The 12,324-nt window shown below is 44.3% G+C and carries 9 protein-coding genes; 8 read left to right on the forward strand and 1 reads right to left on the reverse strand.

All coding sequences use genetic code 11. The annotated features are described in order from the left end of the window. Positions 1-65: 65 nt before the first annotated feature. Positions 66-1,352, reverse strand: coding sequence for a citrate synthase (locus MHN81_RS18855; RefSeq protein ID WP_023399320.1), 1,287 nt, complete (start codon positions 1,350-1,352; stop codon positions 66-68). Positions 1,353-1,766: 414 nt separating this feature from the next. Here MHN81_RS18855 and sdhC point away from each other — a divergent pair, with 414 nt between their 5' ends. From sdhC to sucD, 8 genes are all read left to right on the forward strand, one after another. Next, on the forward strand, positions 1,767-2,144 hold the full coding sequence (gene sdhC, locus MHN81_RS18860; RefSeq protein WP_155250762.1) for a succinate dehydrogenase, cytochrome b556 subunit: 378 nt from the start codon (positions 1,767-1,769) through the stop codon (positions 2,142-2,144). Then, the gene (gene sdhD / locus MHN81_RS18865) at positions 2,135-2,482 is read left to right on the forward strand and encodes a succinate dehydrogenase, hydrophobic membrane anchor protein (protein ID WP_023399322.1); all 348 of its coding nucleotides are present in this window, start codon (positions 2,135-2,137) and stop codon (positions 2,480-2,482) included. The genes sdhC and sdhD overlap by 10 nt, the downstream gene beginning before the upstream one ends. Then, entirely contained in the window at positions 2,483-4,255 is a 1,773-nt protein-coding gene (gene sdhA / locus MHN81_RS18870; protein WP_023399323.1) for a succinate dehydrogenase flavoprotein subunit, read from the forward strand. Between the two features lie 10 nt (positions 4,256-4,265). Further along, positions 4,266-4,991, forward strand: coding sequence for a succinate dehydrogenase iron-sulfur subunit (locus tag MHN81_RS18875; RefSeq protein WP_023399324.1), 726 nt, complete (start codon positions 4,266-4,268; stop codon positions 4,989-4,991). 90 nt (positions 4,992-5,081) lie between these two features. Then, a complete protein-coding gene (sucA, locus tag MHN81_RS18880) occupies positions 5,082-7,895 on the forward strand; it encodes a 2-oxoglutarate dehydrogenase E1 component (protein ID WP_023399325.1) in 2,814 nt (937 codons plus the stop codon). A gap of 10 nt (positions 7,896-7,905) precedes the next feature. Then, positions 7,906-9,393, forward strand: a complete 1,488-nt coding sequence (gene odhB, locus MHN81_RS18885) for a 2-oxoglutarate dehydrogenase complex dihydrolipoyllysine-residue succinyltransferase (RefSeq protein ID WP_239426415.1) — start codon at positions 7,906-7,908, stop codon at positions 9,391-9,393. Positions 9,394-9,578: 185 nt separating this feature from the next. After that, entirely contained in the window at positions 9,579-10,745 is a 1,167-nt protein-coding gene (sucC, locus tag MHN81_RS18890) for an ADP-forming succinate--CoA ligase subunit beta (protein WP_023399327.1), read from the forward strand. Then, the gene (sucD, locus tag MHN81_RS18895) at positions 10,745-11,617 is read left to right on the forward strand and encodes a succinate--CoA ligase subunit alpha (protein WP_023399328.1); all 873 of its coding nucleotides are present in this window, start codon (positions 10,745-10,747) and stop codon (positions 11,615-11,617) included. The genes sucC and sucD overlap by 1 nt, the downstream gene beginning before the upstream one ends. The last annotated feature ends 707 nt before the right edge of the window (positions 11,618-12,324 follow it).

A 12,324-nucleotide genomic window follows, 5' to 3' on the forward strand; every position in this document is an offset into this window, starting at 1 on the left:
AATAATACAGTATTACAAATAAAAAAGAGGCCGTTTAGCCTCTTTTTTTCAATAATCATGAGCGATTAACGCTCACCTTGGCCTTTGTAATCGCGCGCTGTGTAGCCAGTATATAGCTGACGAGGGCGACCAATTTTGTGACCAGCTTGAGAAAGCATTTCGTTCCAGTGAGAAATCCAACCAACAGTACGAGACATTGCAAAGATAACTGTGAACATGCTTGTTGGAATACCAATCGCTTTAAGAATGATACCTGAGTAGAAGTCTACGTTCGGGTAAAGCTTCTTCTCGATGAAGTACGGGTCTTCAAGAGCAATTTGCTCAAGTTTCATTGCAACGTCTAGCAGTGGATCTTGAATATTTAGCTCTTTCAGTACTTCATGACACGTTTGGCGCATTACTGTAGCACGCGGATCAAAGTTCTTGTAAACACGGTGACCAAAGCCCATTAGACGGAACGGATCGTTCTTGTCTTTTGCTTTTGCTACGTATTCGTCGATACGGTCAACAGAACCAATTTCTTCAAGCATTGTTAGACATGCTTCGTTTGCACCACCGTGTGCCGGGCCCCATAGTGAAGCAATACCAGCTGCAATACATGCATATGGATTTGCGCCTGAAGAACCAGCAAGACGCACAGTTGATGTAGATGCATTTTGCTCGTGGTCAGCGTGAAGCATGAAAATACGATCCATTGCTTTAGCTAATACAGGGCTAACTTTGTATTCTTCAGCCGGTACAGAGAACATCATATGTAGGAAGTTTTCTGCGTAGCTAAGGTCGTTACGAGGGTAAACAAACGGCTGGCCTACGTTGTATTTGTACGCCATAGCTGCAATAGTTGGCAGTTTTGCAACTAACTTAGTTGCACAGCGCATACGCTGCTCTGAGTCTGAAATATCCAAATCGTCGTGATAGAAAGATGAAAGCGCACCCACTACACCACACAGCATTGCCATAGGGTGTGAATCAACACGGAAGCCTTGGAAGAATGCAGCAATCTTCTCGTGCATCATTGTGTTGCGAGTGATCTCGTCAGAGAAGGTTTCTAGCTGCTCTGCGTTTGGTAGTTCACCGTTTAATAGTAAGTAGCAAAGCTCAATGTAGTTTGAGTTTTCTGCAAGTTGTTCGATCGGGTAGCCGCGGTGAAGAAGTACACCTTTAGCACCATCGATGTAAGTAATAGATGATTCACAAGAGCCAGTCGACATGAAACCAGGGTCGTATGTGAAGAAGCCGTGGGCACCTAAAGTACGAACGTCGATAACGTCTTGGCCTGCTGTACCAGAGTGGATCGGTAGTTCGATTGGATCGTGCCCATCAATATGGACTGTGGCTTTCTTATCTGCCATCTATTTATCTCCTATGAAATAACAACATTCTGATTGTTATGTTGTGATACTAATGTTAAGCAAATTCAGATCATTGTAACTTATAAATGGGGTGAAAAGTCAATTTTTCTAAGAATTATGCAAAAATGTATAATAAGTATTCTAACTAGATTAAATATTATACCATTGGCTAATTCGCAAGCGTACGAAACTAAACAAGAATTGTAAAAACACGCATAGCCTTATATACTGTCAACGGTTTTATACCGTGTCGTCTGTGGGTAAACCTATTTTTACATCGAAGTTTTACAGGCAAGTGATCTTTTAAGTGTTTAAACAGGTTTATCTAGAGTGTGCCATTTGTGCATGTCGTGCAAGTGGGTTGATAAAAACAAGTAGATGAAGCTCTTATCGAGCAAAGATGGGCAAGTAACTGTGAAAAAGCAAAGACCTGTAAATCTAGATCTTACGACTATATCTATGCCAGCAACGGCAAAGGCGTCGATCTTACATCGTGTCACTGGTGTCGCGTTGTTCTTCGCGTTGACTTTTGTCATTTGGGCGTGGTCTGAATCTCTCTCTTCTCCTGAAGGTTTTGAATTTGTGAAAGGGCTAATGACTGGCTTTATTGCGAAATTCATTGCGTGGGGCACCTTGGCTGTATTGTCTTACCACATCATTGGCGGTATCCGTCATATGATCCAAGACATGGGCCACTGGGAAGAGTTAGAGTCGGGCAATGCAAGTGCTAAAATTGCAATCGCCATTTGGGTAATCGTTGCGATTCTTGGTGGAGTGTGGATATGGTCTTAAATCAAGCAACTCTGAAACGTGATGGTGTACAAGATTATGTATCACTTCGCGCAACAGCATTAATCATTGCAGCATATGCTGTATTTATCGTGGGCTACTTAGCGTTAACTCCTGAATTAACGTATGAAGCGTGGACTGGGCTATTTGACAACCTAGCCATGAAAGCTGCAACTATTATTACACTCGTTTGTATAATGGTTCATACTCGTATTGGTCTTTGGCAGGTTTTAACTGACTACGTCAACTGTGCAACAATGCGTTCAGTTTTAGGCTTTGTATTAAATCTAATGGCACTTGCATATGTTGCTGTTGGTTTGTTTGTTCTGTGGGGTGTTTAAGTGAAATATAATGTCCGTGAATTTGATGCTGTAGTTGTCGGAGCCGGCGGTGCGGGTATGCGTGCTGCGCTTGCTATTTCTGAGTCAGGCAAGACATGTGCTCTTATCTCTAAAGTATTCCCAACTCGTTCTCACACAGTTTCTGCGCAAGGTGGTATTACGGTAGCACTTGGTAATTCTCATGAAGATAACTGGGAATGGCACATGTACGATACTGTTAAAGGATCTGATTACATCGGTGACCAAGACGCTATCGAGTACATGACTAAAACGGGTCCAGAAGCTATTACTGAATTAGAAAACATGGGTTTACCATTTTCACGTTTTGAAAATGGCCGTGTTTATCAGCGTCCTTTCGGTGGTCAGTCTAAAAACTTTGGTGGTGAGCAGGCTGCGCGTACAGCTGCGGCTGCTGACCGTACTGGTCACGCGTTACTTCACTGCCTTTACCAGCAAAATGTTAAAAACAAGACAAACGTATTCTCTGAGTGGTATGCATTAGACCTTGTTAAAAATGACAAGGGCGATGTAGTTGGTGTTACTGCGATCGAAATCGAGACTGGTGAAGTAGTTTACTTCAAGTCTAAAGCTGTTGTACTAGCGACAGGTGGTGCAGGTCGTATTTACGCTTCAACAACCAACGCTCACATCAATACTGGTGATGGTGTTGGTATGGCCGTTCGTGCAGGCATCGGCATGCAAGACATGGAAATGTGGCAGTTCCACCCGACCGGTATTGCTGGCGCGGGTACGCTAGTAACAGAAGGTTGTCGTGGTGAAGGTGGTTATCTTCTAAATAAAGACGGCGAGCGTTTCATGGAACGTTATGCACCTAACGCGAAAGACCTTGCTGGTCGTGACGTTGTTGCACGTGCGATGATGACTGAAATCCGTGAAGGTCGTGGTTGTGACGGTCCTTGGGGTACTCACATTAAGCTTAAACTTGACCACTTAGGTGAAGAAATGCTTAACCTACGCCTTCCAGGTGTATGTGATCTATCTAAGACATTTGCTCACGTAGACCCTGCTGAAGAGCCAATCCCAGTAATCCCAACGTGTCACTACATGATGGGTGGTGTGCCTACTAACGTAAATGGTCAGGTGCTAGACGTAGATAGCAATGGCAATGAGCGTATTGTAGAAGGTCTGTTTGCAGTAGGTGAAATCGCTTGTGTATCTGTACACGGCGCGAACCGTCTAGGCGGTAACTCACTACTTGACTTAGTTGTATTTGGTCGTGCAGCGGGTAACTTCTTAGGCACCTACTTGAAAGACTTTGAGTCCACTGGTGAAGCGTCTAAAGACGATGTAGATGAAGCATTTGCTCGCTACAATCGTTGGGAGTCTTCTGAGGTTGGCAAAGGTGAAGACCCAGTTCAAATCAAGAAAGATTTGCAAGAGTGTATGCAGCTTAACTTCTCAGTATTCCGTGAAGGTGATGCAATGGCTGACGGTCTTAAAGAGCTTAAAGAGATCCGTGATCGTCTTCAGTATGCGCGTCTTGACGACAAGTCAACTGAGTTCAACACTCAACGTATCGAGTGTTTAGAACTTGATAACTTGATGGAAACAGCATACTCAACTGCAGTTGCTGCAAACTTCCGTACAGAAAGCCGTGGTGCTCACTCTAGATTTGACTTCCCTGAGCGTGATGATGAGAACTGGCTATGCCACTCAATGTATCACCCACAAAGTGAGTCAATGACAAAGCGTGATGTTAACTTTGCGCCGACTACACGTGAAGCATTCCCACCTAAAGCTCGTACGTACTAGGAGTTAAACGATGGCAACAGCAACTTTAGAATTATCTGTTTATCGTTACAACCCAGATGTTGATACTGCACCTCGTATGCAGGAATACAAACTTGAGGTTGAAGAAGGCCGTGACATGATGGTGCTTGATGCACTACTTATGTTGAAAGAGCAAGACTCAACACTTTCTTTCCGTCGTTCATGTCGTGAAGGTGTATGTGGTTCTGATGGTGTAAACATGAATGGTAAAAATGGCCTTGCATGTATTACACCACTGTCAGCTCTACAGAAGAACGGCAAAGGTAAAATTATCATTCGTCCATTACCTGGTCTTCCAGTAATTCGTGACTTGGTAATTGACATGAGTCAGTTCTACACTCAATACGAAAAAGTAAAACCTTACTTGATCAATGATAAGCCAACAGGTGGCGAAGAGCGTCTTCAAAGTCTTGAAGATCGTGAAAAGCTTGATGGTTTATATGAGTGTATTTTATGTGCATGTTGTTCAACTTCATGCCCATCATTCTGGTGGAATCCAGATAAATTTATCGGTCCTGCTGGACTTCTTCACGCGTACCGTTTCTTGGCTGATAGCCGCGATACAGCAACTGAAGAGCGTTTGGCTGGTCTTGATGACGCGTTCAGCGTATTCCGTTGTCACAGTATCATGAACTGTGTTAGCGTTTGTCCAAAAGGTTTGAATCCAACCAAAGCAATTGGACATATTAAATCTATGCTATTAAACCGTTCGGTTTAAGGCTTAGTATTATCTTAAGGTGGCATGGAGGACATGCCATCTTGTTTTCGTTTAAGTTTAAGTTTCTGCGCTAGAGAAAAGGGCTAATAAATGCACGAAGGTGTGATGAAAGCATGGCTGGAATCTTCTCACTTATACGGCGGCAACGTTGCATATGTAGAAGATTTATATGAGGCGTATCTAGATGATGCGGCTTCAGTGCCAGAAGAATGGCGAGAAGTGTTTGATCAACTACCTAAAGTAGAAGGTGTTGATGTTGATATTAAACATTCCGATGTAAGAGCACAATTTGCTGAGCTTGCTAAGAACAAACACAGAGAAGTAGTAGTTTCTGCAGAAGGTGCGGCAGATGCAAAACAAGTGCGTGTGTTGCAGCTTATTAATGCATTTAGATTTAGGGGCCACCAAAACGCCAATCTAGACCCATTGGGTTTATGGCAACGTGACCGAGTGAGAGAGCTCGAGTTGGCTTACCACGATTTAGATGATGTGGATCTCGATAAAGAATTCAATATTGGCTCTTTTGCTTGTGGCAAAGAGACAATGAAATTAAAAGATTTATACGCTGCACTTAAGTCCACATATTGTGGTTCTGTAGGCGCAGAGTACATGCACATCACATCAACCGAAGAAAAGCGCTGGTTACAACAACGCTTAGAAGCCGGTTTCTCAAAGCCCCAATTCAGCAAAGAAAACAAACTACGCTTATTGCAAGGCTTAATCGCAGCTGATGGCCTTGAAAAGTATCTTGGTGCTAAATTCCCAGGTGCAAAGCGCTTCTCACTGGAAGGTGGTGACGCACTAGTACCAATGCTTAAAGAGCTTGTGCATAGAGCAGGTGAAAGCGGCCAAGAAGAAGTTGTAATTGGTATGGCGCACCGTGGTCGTCTAAACGTACTAGTTAACGTTTTAGGTAAGAATCCACAGGAATTATTCGACGAATTCGCTGGTAAATACGGCGAGTCGGCAGGTTCTGGTGACGTTAAGTACCACATGGGTTTCTCTTCTGATTTCTCAACTCAGGGTGGCGATGTTCATATGGCATTGGCATTTAACCCGTCTCACTTAGAAATCGTAAATCCAGTGGTAATGGGCTCAGTAAGAGCACGTCTAGACCGTTTAAACTGTGCTAGTGGTTCTAAAGCATTGCCAATCACCATTCACGGTGACTCAGCAATCGCTGGACAAGGTGTTGTACAAGAGACCTTTAACTTGTCTAAGACACGTGCTTACGGCGTAGGTGGTACTGTACGTATCGTTGTAAATAACCAAGTTGGTTTTACAACGTCTAAGGCAGAAGATACACGTTCTACTGAGTACTGTACTGACATTGCTAAGATGGTTCAGGCACCAATTTTCCACGTTAACTCTGACGATCCTGAAGCGGTTGCATTTGTAACACAAGTTGCACTTGACTTCCGAAACAAGTTCAAACGTGATGTTGTCATTGATTTAGTATGTTACCGTCGTCATGGTCACAATGAAGCTGATGAGCCAAATGCAACTCAGCCTCTAATGTATCAAAAGATCAAAAAGCACCCAGTACCTCGTCAATTATATTCGGACAAGTTGGTAGCTGAAGGTGTACTTTCTGCGCAAGAAGCTAAGCAATTAGCTGACGATTACCGCAACGGTTTAGACAATGGTGAGTGTGTTGTTGCTGAAATTCAGCCTGAAACGAAGCATTCGTCAGAATGGTCTAAGTACGTAGGTCACGATTGGGATACACCTTACGAGACTGAAGTTTCGGTAGACAAGCTAAAAGAACTTGGTGAAAAAGTTGCTAGCTACCCTGAAGATCACAAAGCGCAATCTCGTGTTAAGAAAATCTACGATGATCGTAAAGCGATGGCTACAGGCGATAAACCACTTGATTGGGGTATGGCTGAAACACTTGCATACGCGACAATGGTTGATCAAGGCACTGACATTCGCTTAACAGGTCAAGATTCTGGTCGTGGTACTTTTTTCCACCGCCACGCAGTTGTTCACAACCAAGTTGATGCTTCTACCTACCTACCGCTGCAAAATATCAGCCCTGAGCAGGGTACTTTTGAGGTTTATGACTCAGTACTTTCTGAAGAAGCAGTACTTGCATTCGAATATGGTTATGCAACAGCTGAGCCTACTTCACTTGTTCTTTGGGAAGCGCAGTTCGGTGACTTTGCAAACGGTGCTCAGGTTGTATTTGACCAGTTCTTAAGTTCTGGTGAGCAGAAGTGGGGCCGTCTATGTGGCTTAACTCTGTTACTTCCTCATGGTTATGAAGGTCAAGGTCCTGAACACAGTTCTGCGCGTCTAGAGCGTTACCTACAGCTTTGTGCTGACCACAACATGCAAGTATGTGTTCCAACAACTCCTGCACAGGTTTATGCAATGTTACGTCGTCAATCAGTTCGTCCTTTGCGTCGTCCATTGATTGTTATGACGCCAAAGTCATTGCTGCGTCATCCTTTAGCAGTTTCAAGTTTGGAAGAGCTTTCTGACGGCGTATTCCACAATATGATCGATGAAATTGATGATATTAAACCTGAAAATGTTGAGCGTGTTGTATTCTGTAGCGGTAAAGTTTACTACGAACTACTTCAAGAGCGTCGCAAGCTTGAGCTAAACAATGTTGCTATCGTACGTGTTGAGCAGTTATATCCGTTCCCTCATAAAGAGATGGACGAGGTTATGGCTCGCTACCAGCATGTTAAAGATTTCGTATGGTGTCAGGAAGAGCCACAGAACCAAGGTGCTTGGTACTGCTCTCAACACCATTTCTGGGAAGCAATCCCAACTGGTGCAAACCTAACTTATGCTGGTCGTAAGGCTTCAGCTGCACCTGCTTGTGGTTATATGTCTACCCATACTAAAGAACAAAACGCGTTGATTGCTGACGCATTAACAATTAAAAAATAAGGAATAAGAGATGACAACCGAAATTAAGGTGCCTGTTCTTCCTGAGTCAGTTGCAGACGCAACCGTTGCAACTTGGCATGTAAGCGTTGGTGATACGGTTAGCCGTGACCAAAACCTAGTTGACATTGAAACTGACAAAGTCGTTTTAGAAGTTGTTGCACCTGAAGACGGTGTAATTGTTGCTATTTCTGAAGAAGAAGGCGCAACTGTATTAGGTGAGCAAGTAATTGCACAAATCGGTGCTGCAGGTGCAGCACCAGCTCAATCAAATGAACAACCAGCAGCGCCAGCAGCGGCGCCAGCAGCAGAAGGTAAAGAAGTGGACATTAAAGTACCAGTACTTCCAGAGTCAGTAGCAGACGCTACAATCGCAACTTGGCACGTACAACCAGGTGAGGCTGTAAGCCGTGACCAGAACCTAGTTGACATCGAAACTGACAAAGTTGTTTTAGAAGTTGTTGCACCGGAAGACGGTGTGATGGGTGAACACTTGCATGCTGAAGGCGATACAGTTCTTGGCGAGCAGGTTATTGGCAAGCTTTCAGCAGGTGGCGCACCAGCAGCTCCAGATCAATCAGACGCAGCTCCTGCAGCATCTGACGAAAATGCTGACGTACTAACTCCGTCAGTTCGTCGTCTAATTGCAGAAAAAGGTCTTGATGCTTCTCAAATTAAAGGCTCTGGTAAAGGCGGTCGTATCACTAAAGAAGATGTTGATGCGTTCTTGAAAGCTCCAGCAGCTAAGCCTGCAGCAGCTCCAGCTAAAGCAGCGGCAGCACCTGCGGCACCAGTTGGTGATCGTACACAAAAACGTGTTCCTATGACTCGTTTACGTAAGACAATTGCTAATCGTCTTCTAGAAGCGAAGAACTCTACAGCAATGTTAACTACGTTCAACGAAGTTAACATGAAACCAATCATGGATCTTCGTAAGCAATATAAAGATGTATTCGAAGAGCGTCACGGCATTCGTCTTGGCTTCATGTCTTTCTACGTGAAAGCTGTAACAGAAGCACTTAAGCGTTTCCCTGAAGTAAATGCATCAATCGACGGTGATGACATCGTATACCACAACTACTTCGACATCAGCATCGCTGTTTCTACACCTCGTGGTCTAGTAACACCAGTTCTTCGTGACTGTGATAAGCTGTCAGTTGCTGAAATCGAAAAGGGTATTCGTGAGCTAGCACTTAAAGGTCGTGACGGCAAACTTACAGTTGACGATATGACTGGTGGTAACTTCACTATCACAAATGGTGGTGTATTCGGTTCACTACTTTCTACGCCTATCATCAACCTACCTCAGTCTTCGATTCTAGGTATGCATAAGATCCAAGAGCGTCCGATGGCAGTAAACGGTAAAGTAGAAATTTTACCTATGATGTACCTAGCGCTTTCTTACGACCACCGTCAAATCGATGGTAAAGAATCAGTTGGTTTCTTAGTAACAATCAAAGAATTACTAGAAGATCCAACTCGTCTACTTCTAGACGTTTAAGCGAAAGATTAAATCTTAAGCTGTATGTGTGCAATTAAGCAACATACGGCTTTTTTTTTGCGCCTTTGGTCTAACTGGGGTTTTCTTACTACGCCTTGGGATCTATACTATGGGCGCAATTTGGGATAGCTGATTATTTGCATAAATATTCAGCATTTTTAGTATAAAAAATTGGATAAAGCATCATGAATTTGCATGAGTATCAGGCAAAACAACTTTTTGCCGAATATGGTTTACCTGTATCTGAGGGTTACGCTTGTGACACTCCTCAGGAAGCAGTTGAAGCTGCTGGTAAGATTGGTGGCGACAAGTGGGTCGTTAAATGTCAAGTACACGCGGGTGGCCGTGGTAAAGCTGGCGGTGTTAAGCTAGCTGATAGCAAAGACGAGATCCGCGCATTTGCTGAAAACTGGTTAGGTAAAAACCTAGTGACTTACCAGACTGACGAAAAAGGTCAGCCTGTTGCTAAGATCCTTGTTGAAAGCTGCACTGATATTGCAAATGAGCTATACCTTGGTGCTGTTGTTGACCGTGCTTCACGTAAAATCGTGTTCATGGCATCAACTGAAGGTGGTGTAGAAATCGAGCAAGTTGCTGAAGAAACACCAGAGCTAATTCACAAAGCTGAAATCGATCCACTAGTAGGCCCTCAGGCATACCAAGGTCGTGAGCTTGGCTTCAAGCTTGGTCTTAACCCAGCTCAGATTAAACAGTTCACTAAGATCTTCCTAGGTCTAGCGAACATGTTCATCGATCATGACTTTGCACTTCTAGAGATCAACCCTCTAGTAATCACTGACGAAAACAACCTACACTGCCTAGACGGTAAGATTGGTGTTGATGGCAACGCGCTATTCCGTCAGCCTAAGATCCGTGAATTCCACGATCCTTCACAAGAAGATGCACGTGAAGCTCACGCTGCAAGCTTCGAGTTAAACTACGTTGCTTTAGACGGTAACGTTGGTTGTATGGTTAACGGTGCTGGCCTTGCAATGGGTACAATGGACATCGTAAACCTACACGGCGGTAAGCCAGCTAACTTCCTTGACGTTGGTGGCGGCGCGACTAAAGAACGTGTATCTGAAGCATTCAAGATCATCCTTTCAGATGACAACGTGAAAGCAGTACTAGTAAACATCTTCGGTGGTATCGTTCGTTGTGACATGATCGCTGAAGGTATCATTGGTGCAGTTAAAGAAGTTGGTGTAAGCGTACCAGTAGTCGTACGTCTTGAAGGTACTAACGCTGAAGCTGGCCGTGAAGTACTAGCTAACTCTGGTCTTGACATCATCGCTGCTGAATCACTAACAGATGCTGCAGAGAAAGTAGTTGCTGCTGCGGAGGGCAAATAATGTCTGTACTAATTAATAAAGATACTAAAGTAATCTGTCAGGGTTTCACTGGTGGCCAGGGTACTTTCCACTCTGAGCAAGCTATCCAGTACGGTACGCAAATGGTTGGTGGTGTATCACCAGGTAAAGGCGGCCAAACTCACCTAGGTCTTCCAGTATTCAACACTGTACGTGAAGCTGTAGAAGCTACTGGTGCAACTGCAACAGTGATCTACGTACCAGCTGCATTCTGTAAAGACGCTATCTTAGAAGCTATCGACGGTGGCATCAAGCTAATCGTTTGTATCACTGAAGGCATCCCTACACTTGATATGGTTGATGTTAAAGTGAAGCTAGAAGAAACTGGCGTTCGTATGATCGGTCCTAACTGCCCAGGTGTTATCACTCCGGGTGAATGTAAGATTGGTATCATGCCTGGTCACATCCACTTACCAGGTAAAGTAGGTATCGTATCTCGTTCAGGTACTCTTACTTACGAAGCAGTTAAGCAAACTACTGATGCTGGTTTCGGTCAGTCTACGTGTGTTGGTATCGGTGGTGATCCAATCCCAGGTACTAACTTCATCGACGTACTAGAAATGTTCCAGAACGATCCTAAGACAGAAGCAATCGTAATGATTGGTGAGATCGGTGGTACAGCAGAAGAAGAAGCTGCAGAGTACATCAAACATAACGTGACTAAGCCAGTTGTTTCATACATCGCTGGTGTTACTGCTCCTCCGGGCAAGCGTATGGGTCACGCAGGTGCAATCATCTCAGGTGGTAAAGGTACTGCTGATGAGAAGTTCGCAGCTCTAGAAGAAGCAGGCGTTAAGACTGTTCGCTCTCTAGCTGAGATCGGTTCTGCACTTAAAGAAAAAGCTGGTTGGTAATTACATTACCTCTCAGGTAAAAGGCTCCTTAGGGAGCCTTTTTTGTTTAATACCGCCGCCCTGAACTTCGCACGATGTCACCTTGAACTTCGCACGATGTCACCTTGAACTTCGCACGATGTCACCCTGAACTTCGCAGCATGTCATCCTGAACTTCGCACGACGTCACCCTGAACTTCGCAGAATGTCACCCTGAACTTCGCACGACGTCACCTTGAACTTCGCACGATGTCACCCTGAACTTCGCACGATGTCACCCTGAACTTCGCACGATGTCACCCTGAACTTCGCACGATGTCATCCTGAACTTGATTCAAGATCCATATTCTCAATATTAGCTACGTTTTAGAGGCGATGACCTCAACAACTGTCAAAGCTACCCATTTCCCCGAGTAGAAAAATGCGGGCTTTGTCATTGGACTTTTGAACCTGACTTGCGTACTAGGAAGCGTCTTTGCCGCCTTAATTTGTTGTAGGTCTTTGCAATTTAGACCCTGAAACAAGTTCAGGGTGACGGAGACGGGGGAATGTGTTTGGGCTGTTTATCGTGCTAAGTAAGCCTTTACGCCTAGTCGTTTTACATCGCCGCTGTCCTTTGAACTTAGACCCTGAAACAAGTTCAGGGTGACGGAGAGGGGGAATGTGGTTGAGTTAATTATCGTGGTCGGTAGCCCTTTACACTTAGTCGTATTACATCGCTGTTGTCC

It is taken from the genome of Pseudoalteromonas sp. Of7M-16 (assembly GCF_022347805.1).
In the GTDB taxonomy this organism is placed as follows: domain Bacteria; phylum Pseudomonadota; class Gammaproteobacteria; order Enterobacterales; family Alteromonadaceae; genus Pseudoalteromonas; species Pseudoalteromonas luteoviolacea_F.

What these genes read in the sequence shown, in the direction of transcription:
- sucA (WP_023399325.1), top strand. Translation starts at nt 5,082, where the DNA reads ATGCACGAAGGTGTGATGAAAGCATGGCTGGAATCTTCTCACTTATAC.
- MHN81_RS18855 (WP_023399320.1), bottom strand. Translation starts at nt 1,352, where the DNA reads ATGGCAGATAAGAAAGCCACAGTCCATATTGATGGGCACGATCCAATC.
- sucD (WP_023399328.1), top strand. Translation starts at nt 10,745, where the DNA reads ATGTCTGTACTAATTAATAAAGATACTAAAGTAATCTGTCAGGGTTTC.
- MHN81_RS18875 (WP_023399324.1), top strand. Translation starts at nt 4,266, where the DNA reads ATGGCAACAGCAACTTTAGAATTATCTGTTTATCGTTACAACCCAGAT.
- sdhD (WP_023399322.1), top strand. Translation starts at nt 2,135, where the DNA reads ATGGTCTTAAATCAAGCAACTCTGAAACGTGATGGTGTACAAGATTAT.
- odhB (WP_239426415.1), top strand. Translation starts at nt 7,906, where the DNA reads ATGACAACCGAAATTAAGGTGCCTGTTCTTCCTGAGTCAGTTGCAGAC.
- sucC (WP_023399327.1), top strand. Translation starts at nt 9,579, where the DNA reads ATGAATTTGCATGAGTATCAGGCAAAACAACTTTTTGCCGAATATGGT.